The sequence below is a fragment of the Micromonospora sp. CA-249363 genome (assembly GCF_050950185.1).
Classification (GTDB): Bacteria; Actinomycetota; Actinomycetes; order Mycobacteriales; family Micromonosporaceae; genus Micromonospora.
On sequence record NZ_CP192020.1, the window covers coordinates 4,578,625 to 4,598,179 of the forward strand.

Annotated in this window: 12 protein-coding genes; 5 read left to right on the top strand and 7 right to left on the bottom strand. The window is 69.6% G+C overall.

Annotated features, from left to right (window positions below; translation table 11 throughout):
• Nucleotides 1-128: 128 nt before the first annotated feature.
• Nucleotides 129-1,415, top strand: a complete 1,287-nt coding sequence (locus ACQPZK_RS20620; RefSeq protein ID WP_433534578.1) for a condensation domain-containing protein — start codon at nucleotides 129-131, stop codon at nucleotides 1,413-1,415.
• Nucleotides 1,416-2,314: 899 nt separating this feature from the next.
• Here the strand turns inward: ACQPZK_RS20620 and ACQPZK_RS20625 are convergent.
• On the bottom strand, nucleotides 2,315-2,650 hold the full coding sequence (locus ACQPZK_RS20625) for a hypothetical protein (protein WP_433534579.1): 336 nt from the start codon (nucleotides 2,648-2,650) through the stop codon (nucleotides 2,315-2,317).
• Between the two features lie 414 nt (nucleotides 2,651-3,064).
• Here ACQPZK_RS20625 and ACQPZK_RS20630 point away from each other — a divergent pair, with 414 nt between their 5' ends.
• Nucleotides 3,065-4,579, top strand: coding sequence for an endonuclease/exonuclease/phosphatase family protein (locus tag ACQPZK_RS20630; protein ID WP_433534580.1), 1,515 nt, complete (start codon nucleotides 3,065-3,067; stop codon nucleotides 4,577-4,579).
• Between the two features lie 410 nt (nucleotides 4,580-4,989).
• Here the strand turns inward: ACQPZK_RS20630 and ACQPZK_RS20635 are convergent, their stop codons facing one another.
• From ACQPZK_RS20635 to ACQPZK_RS20650, 4 genes are all read right to left on the bottom strand, one after another.
• Complete coding sequence (locus ACQPZK_RS20635; protein WP_433534581.1) at nucleotides 4,990-5,325, bottom strand: hypothetical protein; 336 nt, start codon at nucleotides 5,323-5,325, stop codon at nucleotides 4,990-4,992.
• 447 nt (nucleotides 5,326-5,772) lie between these two features.
• Nucleotides 5,773-6,759: a fatty acid desaturase family protein gene (locus tag ACQPZK_RS20640; protein WP_433534582.1), complete on the bottom strand. Its 987-nt coding sequence runs from the start codon at nucleotides 6,757-6,759 to the stop codon at nucleotides 5,773-5,775.
• Nucleotides 6,760-6,787: 28 nt separating this feature from the next.
• Nucleotides 6,788-7,711 (bottom strand): pyridoxal-phosphate dependent enzyme, encoded by a 924-nt coding sequence (locus ACQPZK_RS20645; protein ID WP_433534583.1) that lies wholly within the window; start codon nucleotides 7,709-7,711, stop codon nucleotides 6,788-6,790.
• Nucleotides 7,712-7,744: 33 nt separating this feature from the next.
• A complete protein-coding gene (locus ACQPZK_RS20650; RefSeq protein WP_433534584.1) occupies nucleotides 7,745-15,007 on the bottom strand; it encodes an amino acid adenylation domain-containing protein in 7,263 nt (2,420 codons plus the stop codon).
• 637 nt (nucleotides 15,008-15,644) lie between these two features.
• Here ACQPZK_RS20650 and ACQPZK_RS20655 point away from each other — a divergent pair.
• Nucleotides 15,645-16,130 carry an inositol monophosphatase family protein gene (locus ACQPZK_RS20655; protein WP_433534585.1) on the top strand — a complete coding sequence of 162 codons (486 nt, stop codon included), beginning with the start codon at nucleotides 15,645-15,647 and terminating at the stop codon, nucleotides 16,128-16,130.
• Nucleotides 16,131-16,189: 59 nt separating this feature from the next.
• Nucleotides 16,190-16,456: an inositol monophosphatase family protein gene (locus tag ACQPZK_RS20660; protein ID WP_433539255.1), complete on the top strand. Its 267-nt coding sequence runs from the start codon at nucleotides 16,190-16,192 to the stop codon at nucleotides 16,454-16,456.
• A 202-nt stretch (nucleotides 16,457-16,658) separates the two neighbouring features.
• Here ACQPZK_RS20660 and ACQPZK_RS20665 read toward each other — a convergent pair whose 3' ends face one another.
• Nucleotides 16,659-16,835 carry a hypothetical protein gene (locus tag ACQPZK_RS20665; protein WP_433534586.1) on the bottom strand — a complete coding sequence of 59 codons (177 nt, stop codon included), beginning with the start codon at nucleotides 16,833-16,835 and terminating at the stop codon, nucleotides 16,659-16,661.
• Between the two features lie 343 nt (nucleotides 16,836-17,178).
• Nucleotides 17,179-18,972, bottom strand: a complete 1,794-nt coding sequence (locus ACQPZK_RS20670) for an NAD-binding protein (protein WP_433534587.1) — start codon at nucleotides 18,970-18,972, stop codon at nucleotides 17,179-17,181.
• Between the two features lie 233 nt (nucleotides 18,973-19,205).
• Between ACQPZK_RS20670 and ACQPZK_RS20675 the strand changes: the two genes are divergently transcribed.
• Nucleotides 19,206-19,460: a three-helix bundle dimerization domain-containing protein gene (locus ACQPZK_RS20675; protein WP_433534588.1), complete on the top strand. Its 255-nt coding sequence runs from the start codon at nucleotides 19,206-19,208 to the stop codon at nucleotides 19,458-19,460.
• Nucleotides 19,461-19,555 lie beyond the last annotated feature (95 nt).

The following is a 19,555-nucleotide window of genomic DNA, read 5'->3' on the forward strand; positions in this document are numbered from 1 at the left end:
TGAAACTAGCTGTCGAACGACGCCCGTATCCGTTGGACTTCGTCGGCGACCGATCCGTCTCGACACATCTCAGCTGGGGACAGCAGTGGGTTTGGGACGCCTTGTCCAGCCTGTCAGACGGTCTGCACATGTGCATCAACATCGTTCAGCCGATTGCCGGTGAAAACCGCGTGTCGCCGGACCATGCCGCACGGGCGGTGGCCTCGCTGGTCAACCGCTTCGAGGCCCTCCGGACGGTCTTCGTCGAGGACCGGGACACCGCGATGGGACTGCGGCAACATGTGCTCAGCTCGGGAACCGTTCAGATGGAACTGTGGACGGTTCCCCGATTCGACCAGGAAGCCTCCACGATGCTCTCCGCCGAACTGGCTGGCATCGACATCGGGGTGCATGAGCTGCCGATCCGTGCCGTGATTCTCGCCGAGAAGGACACCGTACGGTTAGTGGCGCTGCGGCTGAGCCACATGGTCGCCGACATGTGGGCGGCTGCGCTCCTGCGTACGGAACTGCAGTGCGAACTGGGGCTCGTCAACTCCGACGAACGGGCCCCGCGTGCCTCCCAGGACTGGCAGCCCGCGGACCAGGCGGACTTCGAGGCCAGCGAGGCAGGCGTCCAGTTGTGCGACCGCTCCCTACAGCACTGGCGCGACCAGATGCGCCGGTTCCCCGCAACGCTGTTCTTCCGTCCGTCCGCACCTCCCGACTCGCCTCGCTACTGCGAGGGCAGGGTGACTTCGCAGGCAGCCTTCATCGCCATCCACCTCCTGTCCCGTCGGTACGGCGACTGCTCGCCCGCAGTCGTGCTGATGGGTGCCGTCGTCGCGCTCATCGGCGCCTGGTCCGGCACGGCAAGTGTCGGGCTGCCCGTCATGGTGAGCAATCGGCACATGCGGAGATCGCAGGGCCTCGTCGGCCAACTGGTGCAGATGGCCGGGCTCTGCGTCGAGGTCGCGGGACGCCGTTTCGAAGACATCGTGCGCTCCACCGCCCACGCGTCCCTGGTCGCATTGCGCCACGGCCAGTACGACATTCCGCGCTACCGCGAGCTACAGGACGAGATGGCGCAGGAGCGGGGCGGCTTCGAGATGAACAGCTGGCTCAACGTGCGGGTGTGGGGTGACAACCCGCCGAGGCTGTCGGATGACGGCAGAACCCACCAGGCAATAGTCGACCTGACTGACGAGACCAGCATCACCTGGAAGGAGGGCTTCGAGATCTACAACGTGAAGTTGGGAGTGCTGGCCGATATGGCGAACGGCGTCGCGCGCCTCACACTCCGCACCGACACCACCGCGATCCCTCGGCACGACGTTTCGGCCCTGCTTGACAGCCTCGATCCCTTGTTGATCGCAGCACTTCGCGAGAAGGGACTGGATCAGGCAGCGGTGGAGCGGATTGTCGCCCGCCCTCGATGATGGCCACCGGACCTGACGCCGACGGGTGGGGCGCTCTCGGCGTGAGCGCTGCGAAGCGTACGTCGGCTGCGCAGCAGCACCGCTGCGGCCGAGAGCGTGCTGGCGATCGTCGCTGCCGCGACGCTGGCGGGCGACGGAATCTCTGGCTGGCCAGCGGCATCCGGCGAACAACACACCGACGGGTGCCCCATCCGCACCGGCGGCGAACGCGAGGACGAACGCGAGCGGGGGTACGCCCGGCGAGTGGATGAGGTCGTGCATCTGGTCCGCAAGAGACCCGGACAGGATTGCGCTCGCGGTCATGCCACGACCCTCTGTCCTCGCATCCGGCGAGCCGAGAGCGGCGGGCGGGTGGAGGCCGACCTGGTGCCACGTCTCAAGGACGTGGCACCACTTAGCGCCGTTGCCGAAGCGCCGCCAGCCGGGCGGCAACCCACCTTGGTGACCGCCGGCGGCGATACTGCCGAATCTCCTCCCCGAGGGCACCTCCCATGGCCACGGTGAAGAGGCTCCAGACAAGCAGCCCCACACCGAACGCCTTTCCGTTAATCCGCGTGATTACACTCACGCCACCCCAGGTGGCCAACGCCGCATAGACCAATATCCAGGTCAGAGGGCGACGCCGCGAGCAGGTTTCCACCATCTCCATCCCCCGCCCGGCTTCGTGCCAGACTTTCGGCCCTTCCGGCAATTACTCATGTACGGACTGCATCTTGGGTGACTGGCACTGTCAGAAAATACGTCCCATCTTCCGGCGGTTTTGCGCATCCTGCCAGACTTGCTCCGCGCCCGTTGCGACGCCAGCACATTTGGCAGCGGCACTCCATCCCGGACGGCAGGTCCTCCACCAACTCTTGGCACCCATCCGCCCGGCCCGATGGACGCTGCCGCTTGCGGTATTAGTCGCCGAGCAGGGCGGCACACGCTTCCAACGCCGCTTGCTTCGCCTTGGCCATCTCAGTGCGCAGCTCGGCGTCCCTGGCTTTGTCATGGTTCCCACGGACCGTGATCACCGCAGTCTGAAGAGCCCGCCCAGGCGTGGCGAGATCGAGGTCGCGCGACCCTGCCATCTGGGCAGCTGACAGGTACATCTGGTCATCGGTGGCGCCCTCCCGCGCGGCGATGGCGAGGTTCTCGCAACCGTTTCGCCCGGCGAAATCGAGGATATCCGTGGTGGATGGAGTTGCAGCCGGCTTAGCTACCGGCCCTCCGCCACCGCAGGCGGCGACGGTCACGAGTAGTACCGCCGCCACGGACATGGCTCGACACCTGATCATGGGCGCAGAGTATCGGGCGGTGGACTCGCCATGCTGCCCAGATCGTCAACAAGTGACTTCCTCCGCTGGCCACCAGTCGAGGTAGCTGTTCGTGGTCGGGCGTCGGCGCCAGGAACCGGTGTACCCGGCAAGCCATGCGGCCGCCATTGCTGGCTTGCGCACGGCGCGTACAGCATCCTCCTAGGAGGATGGCCTCCGGCAACCTGTCGCTCGGCAGTTGCGTTGCGGCGCGGCTTGTCGTCCTGCTTGACCGGATCCGGTGAGCTTGTTGTTCGGCTGTGTTTTCACCAGTTGTTCGAGTGCGGCCATCTGCGGTCAGAACCTGACAGCGATGATCAGCGAAATGGCCGCTCTTCGATCTCTGGAGTTCTGATGCGTCAATTGCTGGCCTTGGCGACGGCCGTCCTCACCGCTACCTCGGTGCTCCTCTCGCCTGCTCGGCCCGCTCTGGCCGCATCTGATGGCACCGTGACCGTCGCGGCAGTTTCGGTCACGATCGGGTCCGACATCCGGTTCAGCTACACGACGCCGCGCCCCACCGCGACCAACTGGGTGGGGCTCTACGCTGACCCCGGCAACGGACCCGTCCAGGAAAAATACGTCGGCCCGTCCACCACGTGGGTCTACACACCGTCGGCAAGCGGCTCCGGCACGCTGCCCACCGCAGGCCTCACCCCGGGTACGTACATCCTCTACTACCTGTACAACGACGGGTACACCTGGCTGGCCCAGCCGGTTCCGATACGGCTGACCGCTACCGGCGCCCCGCACTTCCCCACCGCTGCGTTCACGCTGCGCAACGCCAAGGTCGGCACCGCCTATTCGGCAACGGTCGGCGGCCTCGTGCGCGGCGACACCAGCGGCCTGACTGTCGCCAAGACCTCCGGACCCTCGTGGGCGACGGTCTCCGCCACTGGCGCGATCACCGGCACGCCGCCCACAGCAGGCACCACGACGCTCGGCCTGCGCGCCACCACCGCCGCGGGCACTACCACCGCCACGGTGACCATCCGCGTTCAGTCCGGCGCGCTCGTCCCGCAGCTACGGGCGCTGAGTTGGAACCTGTGGCACGGCGGCACGGCGGTCTCGAATGGGCTGGAGAAGGAGCTCACGTTCCTTCTCGAAGGTGACGTCGACGTGGTCGGCATTCAGGAGAACGAGGGCGGTGCCGCCCGTACGCTCGCCGCCGCGCTCGGCTGGTCGTACTTCCAGGACGCGGACACCGCGGTGCTGAGCCGCTACCCGATCACCGCTACCACGCCCACCGTGGCCGGCTCGGCCGTCGCCGCCACGATCAACCTGGGCTCGCGCAGCCTCCGTCTCTGGAGCGCGCATCTCGGCTACACCCCATACGGCCCTTACGACGCCTGTTTCGGCCGCCTGAGCGTGCAGCAGTTAATCAGCCGGGAAGCCTCTTCCGGCCGCACCGGCCAGATCAACAGCATCCTCACCGCGATGAAAGCCGACCTGGCCGCGTCTGCGACCACGCCGGTCCTACTGACCGGCGACTTCAACGCCCCGTCACACCTGGACTGGACGGCCACGAACTCCCGCTGCGGCTACGGCGCCGTTGCCTGGCCCACCTCCACGGCACCCGCCAACGCCGGCATGGTCGACTCCTACCGCCAGGCCCGACCCGACCCGGCCCGGGATCCGGGCAACACCTGGTCCCCGGTCTACAAGACCTTCACCGGCGGATACGGCTACGACTCCCACCGCGGCGACCCGGAGCCTCAGGACCGTATCGACTTCATTCACTACCGAGGTCCGCTCACCGTCCTGTCCTCCGATGCATTGTGGACGGGTACCCCGTCCCAGTCCAAGCCGTCCGCCAACGCCTGGTCATCCGACCACGCCGCAGTGCTCACCACGTTCCGCGTCAACTGAGCCACCCAACGGCCGGATCGCCTCAGTCTTGGCGGCAGCGCCGGCTGCTGGCAGTCCTACGCCAAGACCAGCGCCCGGGTCATGAGAACGATACGCGGAGGGGGCGATGCAGGCCGGATAAGGCGTCTACCTCGGCTCAGCCGTCCGCAGCGATGGCCGCCACGCGGCCGAGTGCTGATCGACCGGTAGCTCGATCTCCCGACGCCGTGGACTGATGAGCGGGACCGGTGCCGGGCGGCGGGGCGCTCTGACAGGTTGAGACTCCGTCGCAGACCGTCGAGGCGTGGCGATCCTCGCCGACCGCTCGCTGGCCGCTCTGGCTGATCGCTGATACGTTTCGCGCCACTGCTCAGGGCCGCCAAAAGGCGTGAGAGCAAGGGCGTCCAGCACCGCGATAACGTCAATTCTGCTTAGTCGTGGCCGGCGCCGATGTGCCGCAGGCGGTGGATGGGAACGCCCGCGGTCACCAACTGTGTGGCGATGGCGCTCGACGGGTAGTCCAGGAAGACGGCGACGTGCTGGTCATCGCCGAGATCACAGGCGGCAGCGAATGTGCCGATGTTGATGGGGTCGAGTCCGTAGACCTCGCGCAGGTCGACGACCAGACGCATCGGCCGCTCATGCCGGATGACCCGCACGACGATGTGGCGCAGGTCGACCGCGTCGTCGGCGTCGAGCAGGCCGCGTGGCCGTATGACAAGGGTGCCGTCCGAGCTGGTGTCGACGTCGACCGTGGCGCCGGCCATCGCGCTACCTTCCGTCACCTGATGTTTCCAGAGTTGTCAGGTTAAGGGCTGGAAGACGGGCAGTCGATCCGCAGGGGCGAATGTTCACCCGGTCACGGTCGGATCACGACCGCGGCCGTGATCAACGCGGCGGCCACCGTCCGGCTCAGCCACAGACACTGTCGGCGCACACCTGGTCGCCATGACCGAGGAACGGGTCACAGAGGATGTGCGCGGGGGCGACGAGACGGTTCACGTTCGCAGCGACGGCGATGTCTGGGAGGCTGACGGTGGGACCGTTGCGCGTTTCCTGGGGGCTTCCCTGCGTGATAGCCCCACGGCGAGCTGCGTCAGCGGGATGGCGCAAGCCTTCGACGAGGTCGATCAGACCAGCGCGCGCCTGGGATCGGGCGGCTCACGCCTCTTCCCAGGCCCGGGCCGCGCATCGCGCCAGTGATCGAGCGTCAGCTACTCGCCGCGCAGACCGTTGCCGTTTCGTCGGATGGCCGCCCGGGGCCGCATCGCCTGCCAGAGCAGCCGGTAGAACTCGGCGTAGGTGCGCTGCACGTGCTGGCCGTACCGTCGGGTCTCCTCGTGCCGGGCCGGCAGCTGGTTGATCGGCACGCTCATCGCTGCATGGTGCTCGATGTGCAGGTTGTTGCCGTTGGTGAACCAGGTGCTCAACCAGCTGCCCCGGATCGAGCGGGTGTTGCGTAGCACGTCGGTCGTGTCGGTGTCGCAGAGCAGATGCTCGGGCAACTCGACGAGAAAGTGCAGGGGCACCGCCACCAGCAGCGGCAGCACCCACAGCCGCAGCGGGTACGCCCCGTACCCGGTCGCCGCCAGTCCCGCGGCGGCCAGCAGCACCACGCCCAGCAGCAGGTGTTCGGTGACGATGCGCCGTCGCATGGCCGGAGCGAGGTCACCGTGGGCGTAGCGCCAGCGCCCGGTGGCAGCGCGCAGCATGTCCCACCCGACGCGGCCGAGCCGCGGGTAGTCAAGCAGACCGCGCACGAGCACCCAGAGGGTCAACGGCCGGCGGGTGTCGAAGCCGAAGAACTCGGTGTCCTGCGGCGTCCCCAGGTAGCGGTGGTGTTGGAGGTGCCGCACCCGGTAGTGCGAGTAGACCACCAGCAAGGGGAGACCCAACGGGACACCGACGAGCCGGTGCGGCGACGAACGGCGGAACGCCGAGTGGTGCAGGCACTGGTGCTGCAACTCCACCGCGTGCGTGTACATCGCGGCGAGCAGCAGCACACCGGCCACGATCGCGACGGGTTCGGGACGCAGGGCCAAGGCGGCGCCGGCGGCGGTCAACACCGCGAGCACCACCAGTTTACCGACGAAGATGCGCTCGTCGGCGCGGCTCACCCGTCCGCGGCGAAACAGCATCGTGGGTCCGTCGGCGACCGGGGCGGGCAGCCGGACAGCGGCGGGCGGTGCGGTGATCGTCATCCGAAAGTCTCCAGGTAGGGCGGGGCGCTCAGCGTCCGCTGAGCAGCACGACGTGGGTGCCGGCGGACAGCCCGTCCGGCGCTTTCGCGCAGGCCAGCAGCCCGGCGAGGGCGACCGCACCGGCCGCGGTGGGGTACGCGCCGTAGCCAGCGAGCAGGTCCCGGGCGTGCTGGAGCTGGTCGTCGTCGACTCCGTGCACCGCGCCGCCGGTGTCGGCGATGGCAGCCATCGCCTGCGGACCCTGCAGGGCGTGCCAGTTGACGAGTGGCTGGTTGTGGTCGGTGGTGGTGACCCCGTCGGACGGGAGCATCCGGTAGGGGCCCGGCCAGCTGGTCACCACCGGGTTGTTCCCCGCTGAACAGACGCCCTGCAGCACCGTCGGCCAGCCCCAGTCGACTAGTCGCCTGTGCACCGCGATGACCGTGGTGCCGTTGCCGACCGGGATCCAGAGCTGTGCCGGAGGCTCGTCGAGTGCAGCGCCCAACGCCGCGACCACCACACCGTGCCCGTCGAAGACCGCGTCCACGTACGGGCCGTCCACGTTGCCGTCGACCGCACCCGGCGCACGGGCCAGCCGGCGGGATTCGTCGACGGCGTCCTCGTAGCTGCCCTCGACCAGGTGCACACGGGCGCCTGCGGCGCTCATGAACTGCCCGCCGTCACTCCACCCGGCGGGCAGTACGACCGTGCAGGTCAATTCGGCCGCCCGGCAGGCCATTGCCATCGCCCGGCCGTAGTTGCCGCAGGTGGCGACAACCACCTCGGTGCGTCCCTCGGCGACGGCGCGGGCCACCACTGCACGGGCGGCCGGCTCCTTGTGGCTGCCGGAGGCGTACCGGGTCTCGTCCTTGATCAGGACGCGGACGCCGGGCACCAGGCCGGCCCCCTCGATCAGTGGGGTGCCGAAGGCGTCGGTGGGCGCGTCGACAGGCGCCAGACTGACCATGGACATGCTGCTCCTAGGGTGAAGAGGAAATGGTCGGGGTCAGGACCGGGCGACGGCGGCGAGCTGGGCGTCGGCTTGCCGCTGGAGGTCGTCCCGGTCGCCGATCTCGGCGGGCGGCAGGGCGTCGGGCAGGTCGTCCTCGATCAGCCGCAGGGTGGGGTTGCACCAGCCCCGGACCGCCCAGCCGAGCTGGAGCAGCCCACTGAGCACGACGAGCAGGGCAAGACCGCGGCCCGGCCCGGTGCCGAGCACCGAGCCGGCCGTGTCGGCAAGCGCGCCGCCCGGCTCCAGCAGCGGTTGCACGTAGTGGTCGGCAAGCGGACCGACCACCAGGTAGCCCAGAGGCATGGTCAGCATCATCACGGTGATGAAGATCGACAGGACCCGCCCCTGGAGGTCGAAGCCGACCTTGGTCTGGATCAGCGCGATCCAGTGCCCGTCGATCAGGGACTCGGCGAAGGTGAGGGCGAACATGCCGACCACCGCGAAGACCGGGTTGACCCCGATGCCCACTACGGCCATCCCGATGCTGGCCACCCCCATGAACAGGATCATTCCGGTGGCCCGCCGTGGGGTGCCGCCCCAAAGGCCCATGGTGAGGCTGCCGAGCAGGCCACCCATCCCGCCGGCGGACAGCGCGAGGCCGAGCGCCACCGAGGACTGCTCGATGAGCAGCATCGGGGTGATCACGGCGAAGCCGAGGGTGTAGAAGGCGTGGTCGATGACGAAGAACCGCAGCGCGGCCCGCAGGCCGGGTCGGCGGGCGATATAGCGCCAGCCGTTGGCCACCTCGGTGCGGAAGGTCTCCTCCCGGCGGCGGAAGAGCCGGTCGGGGAAGCGGACCAGCAGCAGGGTGAGCGCGCCGACGCAGAACGTCGCCACGTCGATGAGGATCACGCCGCGGATGCCGATGACGCCGATCAGGCCGGCGCCGAGCATCGGGGCGAAGACCAGACCGACGCCCACGCCGAGTTGGCTGATGCCGTTGGCGTGGCCCAGGTAACGCTTGGGCACGAGCTGCGCCACCGCCGCCAGGTAGGCCGGGCGTTGGAACGCGCCGGCCAGCGAGGTGATCGACACGGCCAGGTAGATCTGCCACAGCCGGAGCCCGCCGCCGACGGTGACCAGCAGCACCAGTGCGACCATGGCAGCTGCCGCGACGGCGTCGCTGGTCAGCATCACCCGTCGCCGGTCCCACCGGTCGGCGACCGCGCCGGCGACGGGCCCGGCGAGGATGCCCGGCAGCATGCCGACCGCGCTGACCACTGCGAAGTCGGTGATCGCGCCGGTCTGCTGGTAGACCCAGATGCTCAGCACCAGCGTGCTCAGGCCGCTGCCGACCATCGAGACGAACTGTCCGAGCGCGACCGCCGCGAACCGCGCCAGGCTGGGCGCCGGTCCGCGCCGCGCCGGCCCGCCGGTCGGCGCGGGCGTGGCGGCAGGCACCGACGCGATGTCCGCCGACACGACCGTCCGCGAGGCGTGCGCCACCAGAGCCTCGGCCAGAGCCACCGCGTGGGTACGCACGAAGAAGTGCCCGGCCCGGGGCAGGACCACCAGGTCGACCCGCTCGGCCACGTGCGTCCACTCCTGGTGGCGTTCCTGGTACAGCTCGGTGACCCGGTCCCGCTCCCCGATCACGCTGAGCACCGGCGCGCGCAGGCGCGGATGGTCCGGATCGCGGTACGCGGCGGTGTAGAACTCCTCCGCGTCCCGCGCGTCGTGCCGCACATTGCGCAGCACGAACGCCTCGTCAGCCGGGTCCGTCAGGTCGGTGAAGCCGCCGCGGGCCCGCAGGTACGACAGATACTCCCGGTCCGAGGTGAACCGGTCGGTCGGCACCAGCCGGTAGAACCAGTCGAACAGCCGGCCGGGAAGCCGGGCGGTGGGGAAGCTGGCTCCCAGTCCCACCCCGCGCAGGTCCACACCCTCCTCCTCGGCCCGCCGGGCGATCTGGAGGGTGACCGCGGTGCCCAGGCAGTGCCCGTAGAGCAGCACCGGGCCGGCGATGTCCCGCAGCTCGGCTAGCACCCGCTCGGCTACCTCGGCGCCCGGCTGCGGCGCCTGCTCCGGGCGGCTGCGGTCGTGACCGGGCAGTTCCACGGCGTACAGGGCCCAGCCGGTGGGCAGCGCGTTGGCCAGCGGCTGGTAGGAGATCGCGCTGCCGCCGGAGTACGGCACCGCGACGATCGTCATCCCGCCGGTGGACAGGTCGGCGTCGGCCGGGGTGAGCCGGTGCAGCAGGCTGTCAGGTCGAACCGTGCCGGCGGCCCGTTCGTCGAGCAGCGCGGCCAGTGCGCGGACGGTGGGGTGCTGGTACAGCTCCACCAGCGCCACACCGGAATCGATCCGGCGGACCAGCCGCAGCGCGGCGAACGAGTCCCCACCGAGGGCGAAGAAGCTGTCGTCGATGCCGACGGCGGCGCGGCCCAGCTCGGCGCACCAGGCGTCGGCGATTCTCCGCTCGGTGTCGGTGCGCGGGGGTGTGCCGGTGGCGTCGGCGTCGATCTCCGGCGGTGCGGGCAGCGCCCGCCGGTCGAGCTTGCCGTTGGGGGTCAGCGGTAACGCGGGCAGGGTCAGCAGTCGGGCCGGCACCATGTGCGCGGGCAGGCTCGCCGCCACCGCGTCGCGGATCGCCAGGTCGTCGAGCGTCACACCGGGCCGGGGCACCAGGTAGGCGATCAGCCGGGCCAACCGGTTCGATCCCTCATGGACCGTGGCCGCGCACGCCAGCACGTCGGGCAGAGCGGCGATTGTCGCCTCGATCTCGCCCAGTTCCACCCGGTAGCCATTGACCTTGACCTGGTCGTCGAGGCGGCCGAGGAAGTCCACGGTGCCATCCGGGCGAAAGCGCGCGCCGTCGCCGGTGCGGTACATCCGCGCCGGGGCGCCAGCGTCGGCCGGGGCGTACGGGTCGGTGACGAAACGCTCGGCGGTCAACTCGGGTCGCTCGTGGTAGCCGGTGGCCACCCCGACCCCACCGAGGTACAGCTCGCCGACCACCCCCACCGGTACCGGCTGCCGGTTCGTGTCCAGCACGTACACGCGGTTGTTGGGGAACGGCCGGCCGATCGGCAGCGGCGCCTCGTCGGGCAACGCGTCGACGTCGCCGTCGAAGTAGACGTTGTCCACGCTGACCTCGGTGACGCCATAGGCGTTGACGACCCGCCCGTGCGGGCCGACCAGGTCACACGCCTGCCGGTACTCCCGCACGTGCCACTTCTCGCCGCCACCGATGAGCAGCCGGACGAAGTCCAGCCGTTCCCCCGCCTCGGCCGCGTACGCCAACAGGGTGCGCAGCACCGCCGGGACCAACTCGGTGCACTCCACCCGTTCCGCGCGCATCAGCGCGTACAGGGCGGCGGGGTCGAGCAGGGTCTCCCGGGGCACCACCACCAGTCGACCGCCGGTGCAGTGCGCCCGCAGTGTCTCCCCGACGAACATGTCGAAGGAGAAGCTGGCCGCCTGCTGGTAGGTCCAGCCAGGTGCGAGGTGGTAGGCCCGCTGCCACATCGCGGCGGCGTGCACCAGGTTGTGGTGGCTGACCACCACCCCTTTGGCGCGGCCGGTGGAGCCGGAGGTGTAGATGACGTACGCGGGATCGGCACCGGAGGTGACCAGTGCGAGATCGTCGTCGTCGGCGGCGGTGATCCGGTCGGCGTCGCGGTCCAGGGCGAGCACTCGCGTCGGCGTTCCGGCGGCCGGTGCGGTGGCCAGGTCCGAGCGGGTGACCAGGACGCCAGCGCGGCTGTCGTCGATCATGTAGCGCAGCCGGTCGGCCGGGTACGCCGGGTCCAGTGGCACGTAGGCGCCACCGGCCTTGAGCACCGCCCACATGGCGACGAACAGCTCGACGCCCCGGTCCAGGCAGATCGCCACCCTGCTGCCCGGCAGCACTCCGTCGGCGCGCAGCACCCGGGCCAGCCCGTTCGCCCGGCGGTTCAACTCGGCGTAGGTGATCGTCTCGTCTCGCCAGGTCAGGGCGGGGGCCTCCGGGCGCTCCGCCGCAACCCGCTCGAAGAGTTGGTGCAACGCGGTGGCGTCCGGCAGCGGCGCGGCGCTGTCGTTCCAATCGTGCAGGATCCGCCCGGTCTCGGCGGCGGTCAGCATCGGCAGCCGGGTGACTGGGGTGTCCGGCGTCGCGACGGCGGCGGTCAGCAGGGTGAGCAGATGGTCCAGCAGGGCGTCGACCCGTTGCGCGTCGAACAGTTCGGTGGCGTAGTCGATGCTGAGCACCGGGCCGTCCAGCGGGAAGTCCAGACCGACGGCGAGGTCCACCATTGTCGCGGCCGGCGCCACCTCGCCCGCGTACCGCAGGCCGGCGGGGGTGGGCACCGGCGTGTTGTGCACGGTGAGCATGACCCCGGTAAGCCGGTTGCGGTTGGCCGACGCCGGCCGCCCCGTGGCCGCGATGATCTGTGGCAACGGCAGGTTCTGGTGGTCCAGGTCGGCCAGGACGGTCGCGCGGACCCGTCCCAACAGCTCGGTGAAGGTGGGCTCGCCGCTGACGTCGCCGCGCATCGGCAGGATGTTCAGGGCCGCGCCGATGACGCTCTCCAGCTCCGGCCGGTTGCGGCCGGCGGCCGGTGCCAGCACTGTCACGTCGGTTCGCCCGGTGTAGCGCGAAAGCGTGGTCTGCAAGCCGGCGAGCAGCACCATGAAGAGGCTGGCCTGGTGGGTCCGTCCGTAGCCGCGCAAGGCGTCGAGCAGGGCCGGCTCGACCCGCCGGGACACACGGCCGGCCGCGAACGAGCGCACCGGCGGGCGCGGACGGTCAGCGGGTAGCTCCAGGTCAAGATCCGCGTCGGCGAAGCGCCTGCGCCAGTAGTCCGCCAATGCCGGATCGGCCGCGCCCTCGACGCGCGAGCGGACCAGGTCGGCCAGCGCCGTCGGCGCGGCGGGGGCGCTGTCGGACGGTGCGGTGTCGGAGGCGCCGGTACGCGTGATCCGCTGGGCGTACCGCTGCGCCAGCTCGTCACCGAACACGCTGACCGACCATCCGTCGAAGACCAGGTGATGCACGACGAGCAGGAGTTCGTCCGTCGACCCGTCGCGGATCAGCAGGGCACGCGCCAACGGTCCGGCGGCCAGGTCGAACGGCTCGCGCACGGCTCGGTCACGGGTCTCTGCGGCACGCTGCGCGCGCTGCGTCACCTCAACATCGCGCAGGTCCACCTCGACCAGCGGCAGCCGGCCGGCCGGCTCGACCCGCAGTCGCGGGTCGCCGTCGACCACGGGCACCCGGGAACGTAGGGCCGGATGCTGCCGCGCGACGTCGTCCAGGCTCGCCGCGAGCAGGTCGGTGCGGGTCCCGGTGGGCAGCAGGTAGCGGATGCCCAGTGTGTGTGCGGGCAGGTCGGCGCAGACCTGCTCGGCGATCCAGAAGTCCTGTTGCAGCCCGGCGAGGGGCAACTGCACCGCGCCGTCGGCTTCCACGGTGACGACGGAGGCAGGCGGGTCCGCAGGGGCGGCCATTGCCCGGGTACGGATCAGCGAGGCGAGCCGGGTCGGCGTCGACGCGGCGTAGAGCTGGGTGAGCGTCACATCGACGCCGTGGTCCAGGCGCACCCTGCTGAGCAGACGGATCGCGTCGAGTGAGTCCGCGCCCAGGGCGAACAGGTCGTCGTTCGGCTCGACCGGCACGCCGAGTAGCTCGCTCCACCGGCCGGCCATGGTCACCGACATGTCGTCGGTGCACCCGGCAGGGCCGGGGGTGCCAGGGCTTGTGGAGGTGGGCAGCGGCAGCCGGGCCAGCGCCCCGCGGTCCACCTTGCCCTGGGCCGTGAGAGGGAACGCACGGTGTGCGAGGACCGCCGCCGGCACCAGGTGCGTGGGCAGGTCGATGCCGAGGCGGCGGCGCACGTCGACGGCGTCGACAGTGGCGCCGTTGGTCACCAGGTGTGCCACCAGCCGGGGCTTTCCGGTGCTCTGGTCAACGAGCACCACCGCGTCGGAGACCTCGGTCAGCCGACGGACCGCCGCCTCGATCTCCCCCAGCTCCACCCGGAACCCGCGGATCTTCACTTGCTCGTCAAGGCGGCCCAGGTAGACCAACTGGCCATCGGGCAGCTCGCGGACCCGGTCGCCGGTGGCGTAGGTGACCCGCCCGTCACCGTCGACCGGGAAGCGCTCGGCGGTCAACTCCGGCCGGTGCAGATAGCCAGTGGCCACACCCGGCCCGCCGATGCGTAGTTCCCCGGGCTCGCCCGGGGCCACCGGAAGGCCCTCGGGATCGACGACGGCGCAGGTCACTCCAGACAGGGGGCGGCCGATCGGGACCGGCCCTGCACCGAACCACCCCGTCAGGTCGGCGCAGGTAGCCACGACGGTCGCCTCGGTCGGGCCGTAGGTGTTGAGCAGCCGGACCCCGGCGCCCACCTGGGACTGCCAGCGGGCGACCGCGTCGGCCTGCGCCGCCTCGCCACCGATGATCACCAGCCGAACGCCGGACGGCAGCGACGCCTCGCCCCTGTCGATCGCTGCGACCACCTCGTGCCAGTACGCGGTGGGCAGGTCCAGCACGGTGATTCCGTGCCGGGCGCAGTGCTCCAGTAACCGATGAGGGCTGCTGATCGCTTCTTCGTCACGGATCACGACGGTCGCCCCGGCGGTCAGCGGCGGGAAGATCTCCTCGACGCTGGCATCGAAGCTGAGGGAGGCGAACTGGAGTACCCGGTCATCGGGCCGCAGGTCGTAATGCTCCCGGGCCATCCGGCAGAAGTGCTCGAATGCCCGTCGAGGCACGCTCACGCCCTTCGGACGGCCCGTGGAGCCCGAGGTGAAGATGACGTACGCGGGGTCCTCGGGGGCCGGCGTCGCCACGGTGACCGATCCGTCGCCTTCATCTGTCGAGTCGGCGCTGATGGCGAGCTGCGGTGTGCCGGCCGGTAGGTTCACCTGGTCCTGGTCGGTGAGCACCAGGGCGGGTCGGGCGTCGGCGACCATCAACGCCAGGCGGGCTGGCGGATAGGTTGGGTCCAGCGGCAGGTAGCCAGCACCGGCGCGGAGCACCGCCAGCATCGCCACGATGGCGTCGCGGCCCCGGGGCAGGCAGACGCCGACCAGGTCGGCCGTGCCGACACCCTGCGACCGCAGCGCCGTGGCCAACACGTCGATCCGCCGCACAAGGTCCGCGTAGCCGAGCACGCCGGTGTCGTCCCGCAGCGCCGGCCGGTCCGGTGACCGACGGGCGTGCCGCGCGATCTCGTCGAGCACCCCGACGGATGGCTTCGCCGCCGTCCTCTGCTGCGCGACGACGGTGCGAATCGCCTCGGGTGACCGGACAGTGGGGGTGACGGACACGAATCTCTCCTCGACCTTCGCGACGTCCAGCGGACGGCGCGGACACCGTACGAAGATCGACCGGCCGTCCGGGTCACCGGAAGGCGAACATCAGCCCACTATCAGGATCGTTTGCAGTGATCGCGTACGCCCAGGTCAGCCCGGTAAGAGCCGACACCGCAAGCCGATGACCGGCGACTGTCCGGGAACGTCGGTTGACGTCCGACATTCACCCGCCGTTTGCCGTCGACCGTTCCGCCGGGGCGGCTGCCACCGCCCCATCCGGTCCCTCCTTGGGGCATCCCTCGCTGCGACCTCGTCCGCAATGAGTCTTCCAACCTGATCTCGGGGTCGTAGCGGGTGTCTGCCTGATCGGCAATGGATGCGATGCTTTAGGTAGGACAGCGGTCAACAGAACCGAAGCCTCGGCCGGGAGCATCGGAATGCTGTCCGACCCCGCCACGGCCCCGTTGTTCAGTGGGGCCCTGAACCACTTGCCCACCGCAGGCGCAGCCACCGCAAGCAGCGCCGCCCTGGCTGATCTCGCAGCGGCGAAACCCACGCCCACGATTGCCGATGGCGGCGATGATCCTAGAGATGCCGGTGCACATCCGGCTGGCTACGCGTGTTTGGGCGCGCCCTAGGCATAATGGTGATCATGGAAAATGATCTATTGCTCGCGCATCGTGCTGCTCTTGCCGGCGCCGCAGTGGGTCTGAAGTACTTTGCCACCCTCGCTCAGCTGCCCAGGGAGCTGAAGTCGGACGGCAGCGTGGTGACGGAAGCTGATCGCGCTGTCGAAGCGGCTATTCGGAAGGTGTTGGCCGATGCGCGGCCCGACGATGCCGTCCTCGGCGAGGAGGAAGGACAGAGCGGTCGGGGCAGTCGCCGTTGGATCGTTGACCCGATCGACGGGACCGCTCTGTTCATCGCTGGTGATGACCGTTGGCTGGTGCTCGTCGCGTTGGAAGAGGCTGGCGAGGTCGTCGTCGGCGTGGCAGCGGTACCCGCTCAAGGGAGCATCTGGTGGGCGCAGCGGGGCGGCGGAGCTTTCCGAGCGGACTTCTCCGGACCGACGACGAGCGACGGATCACGGTCGACGCTGATAGACGGGATGCCTTACGCGGAAGTCGACTCGGGGTGATCCCCACCGACGACGAACTGGTCCCGGCGGAACGCGAGTTGATAGCGCCGCTGAGCATCATGACATCGACCGTGCCATGGAGCACCCACGCCGCGCTACTGGTGGCGAGCGGGCAGCTGGACCTCGCAATCCAGGCTCGAGGACAGGTGTGGGACTACGCAGCTACCTCGCTCATTGTCGAGGAGGCGGGCGGACGCTATAGCGGGCTCGACGGGCAGGCAAGGCCCACCCCCGGGCCAGCTCTATTCGCGCGTAGCGCTCCCATGCATGCCGCAGCACTCGAAGCCCTCAGGGCCGGCGCTCGCCCATCGGCCGAAGGCCGTTAGGCAGCTTGCTCGATCCTTTGCCAGGTCGATGGGTCCGACAAACCTGTCCGATGGGAGCGCTGGATGCGACGCCCTGGTGTCGACGTCGACCATGGCGCCGGCCATCGCGCTGCCTTGCGTCGCCTGATGTGTCCCGAGTCGTCAGGTACAGGCTATGCGACTGTCGAATGATCCGTTGGCGCGAATGTTCATCCGGGCACGGTCAGGCCACGAACCCGGCCACAACCAGCCCCGCGACTGCCGTCAGGCTCAGCGCCAGAAGCACCCCGGTCAGCCGGTGGTGGAACGTGGGATTGCGGGCCAGTGGTTGCTGCAGCGCCGTCCAGGTTGTCCCGCCAAGCAGCGCCAGCGTAAAGACCACCAAAATGATCATGTGCACCAAACCAGACGCTGGCTAGTTGATGCCTATCAACATCCCAGCAGGCGCGCGCTGAGGCAGGTGCGCGATGGTGAACGTTGCGCGAACAACCGAATGTCGCGTCGACGTTCGGAGCACCGCCCGCAGAGACACATGACGACATGCGAGGTGCGCGATGACCAGACCCGCAAGCCACTGGCGGCATGTCGTCCCGGACGTCGCCCTGCAATGCAGATCGGGACGCGTCGACAGCGGCTTGCGGACGTGGACCAGCCAAGCTTTCACTCGCGTCCATGAAGCCTGTGACTACCTAGCAACGGCCAGGCGGTTCAGATCCGCAGCGGCGACGCGTAGAACGAACCCTTCACCCGGCATCTCGTGGTGCGGGCGCGAGCAGCCGCAGAGGCGATACGTCGGGCAATGGCCTGGCGTCGGGGCTGGGTACGGTGCGAGGCAGCAGTGCGGCGAGACCGGCGCGCGTGGCCAGCACGATCAACCGGTCGGTGCGGACCAGTGGCCGGCGTTCCGGCAACGACCAGATGGTCTGTCCCGCCCGTCCGGTCCGCATCGCGATCACCCACACTCCGCCGGGCCGGGTGACATCGCCGTAGTACCGGCCCTCGAGTTCGGACCCGGCGCCGACCGGGAGTTCGGCCACCAGCAGCACCCGGCGACCGACCGAGACGGTGTCGATGACCTGCCGGCCCACCATGGCGGCCGCGAACGCCGGCGCCGCCAGGGACGACACGCTGCGTGACTCGTTGATACCCAGAATGCGCTGCGTACGCTTCGCGAAGCCGTCGTCGAACAGCCGTAGCACCACCCGCAACGGGGCTCTGGTTGCCTCCGGCCGGCCCTGGTCCGTCTCATGCACCGACCGCCCGGACAGGGCGGTCTCCAGGTTGGTGACGTCGTCGGCGGTCAACACCACCAAGGCGCGGCAGGTGTGTACGGAAGCGGCTCGTAACGTCTCGAGGCGGGTAGCGTCGCCGACGATCACCGGCAGGCCCAGCTCACGGGCGACACCGATGCCGCGCGCGGACTCCGTCCGGTCGACGGCGACGACGGGGATGCCGAAAGCGTGCAGTTCCTCGAGCACCCGGGTGCCGATGTTGCCGAGCCCCACGAGGACGACGTGGTCATCTATCGACTCGGTCATGCCGCCGGCGGCGACCGCGAGCCGGGCGCGCACCAGCGAGTCCACCACCAGGGCGGTGACGGTCGGAAGGAGCGCCACTCCGGTGGTCACCAGCACCACCGCGGTCACCTTTTCGATGAGCGCAGCGCCCGAATCGGCCTCGGCGCCTCCCATCGTGGTCAACAGCGCCAGGTAGAAGGCTTCCGCGAGATTCACACTGCGGGTGTACGCCAGCAGGACGCTGGCGGCGGTGAGCAACGCGGCTGTGCCGGCCAACGCCAGCCGCAGATTGCGGCTGAACACCAGTCCGAGGGCCCGGAACAGGCGTGGCCGGCGTCGCGGAGGCTGCACGCGGGGCCGCCCGTAGGCGCGGACCAACACCAGGTCGGCCGAATCCTGATCCGCCGGAAGGACGACCGGCTCAGGGCCGGTCGTGCGGGCCAGGCCGCACACCACATCCGCCTCGGCCGGGTCGACGTCACTGCGCATCGCCGTACGCAGAAGCTCCCCCTCGGGCAGCCGCAGGTACGTCGGCGTGGCGTCTCCGAGCGTGGCGGCGACGAACGCCGGTGCGGCAATCTCCGATCCGGAGAGCACGGCGCAGTCCCCGAGCATCGCGGCAACGCCCTCGCCGAGCACGGGGTTGAAGAGTCGCACCACGAGCCGGACCTCCGGGGCCAACTCCCGCGTGATCATGGCGGCATCCACGTTCATCACATCGTCGGCACCGACGAACGCCACGGCGGCGGCCTCCCGGACCCCAGCCTGATCGAGCACCTCCCCCGTCAGGCGCCGGGCAGTGACGATCTCCGGCTGTCCCTCGGCCGTCGTGAACTCCGCGGCGACGTCGGCAACGTCAGATACGTGTTTGTCGCTCACCGGTAGTACCACAGTGACCGCGACGCCGTAGCGGTCTGCCAGCTCGGTGGTCAGACGACGAGCCACCGCGCCGTCCCCGCACACCACGAACCGCTGCCGCGCCGGCTCGGCGGTCGCGCTCTGCGGGGTGTCTTCGGACACAGCCAAAGGGTAGACCGGAGTCGCACGTGGACCGGGTTGCCCAGCCTCAGCCCTCGATCGCCTCAGCCCGATGCTCCGCCCCAGACTCGAGCCACTACAGGAAGATTCGCATGATCGCTTTGAGCGCTGATACGCCTGCTTCCGAAGGTGAACTTTGGGCAAACGGACGAATGTCGGGTAGATGCTCGGGGCATCACTCGCGCAGCCGCTGAAGACGACGTGCGAGGTGTGTGATGACCGAACCCGCAGCCAGTGACGGTCTCGTTGATCCGGAGATCGCGTTGGAGCGCCAAGTCGAGACGCTGAAACAACGATTCCCGGATGCTGACGAGGGCGAGATCTCCACCCTCGTTCACGAGACGCACCAGCGTCTCAAGGATGGGGCGAGCATCGACTCGCACCTGGTAGCCCTGACCGAGAAGCAGGTGACGGAGGAACTGCGCGCCGGCGACGGGACCGTGCACATCCGTAGCGACAACCCGGCCTGAGCACAGACGCGTACGTGGTTGGCCGGCGACGCGTCGCACCATTCGACCTTTGCGCAACGGATTCCTGTGGTGGTGGACACGAAGCGGCTGCTGAC

Bases quoted from the DNA above. Each gene is read 5' to 3' on its own strand.
- ACQPZK_RS20620 (WP_433534578.1), top strand. From the start codon at position 129: ATGTGCATCAACATCGTTCAGCCGATTGCCGGTGAAAACCGCGTGTCG.
- ACQPZK_RS20630 (WP_433534580.1), top strand. From the start codon at position 3,065: ATGCGTCAATTGCTGGCCTTGGCGACGGCCGTCCTCACCGCTACCTCG.
- ACQPZK_RS20635 (WP_433534581.1), bottom strand. From the start codon at position 5,325: ATGGCCGGCGCCACGGTCGACGTCGACACCAGCTCGGACGGCACCCTT.
- ACQPZK_RS20640 (WP_433534582.1), bottom strand. From the start codon at position 6,759: ATGACGATCACCGCACCGCCCGCCGCTGTCCGGCTGCCCGCCCCGGTC.
- ACQPZK_RS20645 (WP_433534583.1), bottom strand. From the start codon at position 7,711: ATGTCCATGGTCAGTCTGGCGCCTGTCGACGCGCCCACCGACGCCTTC.
- ACQPZK_RS20655 (WP_433534585.1), top strand. From the start codon at position 15,645: ATGGAAAATGATCTATTGCTCGCGCATCGTGCTGCTCTTGCCGGCGCC.
- ACQPZK_RS20660 (WP_433539255.1), top strand. From the start codon at position 16,190: ATGACATCGACCGTGCCATGGAGCACCCACGCCGCGCTACTGGTGGCG.
- ACQPZK_RS20675 (WP_433534588.1), top strand. From the start codon at position 19,206: ATGACCGAACCCGCAGCCAGTGACGGTCTCGTTGATCCGGAGATCGCG.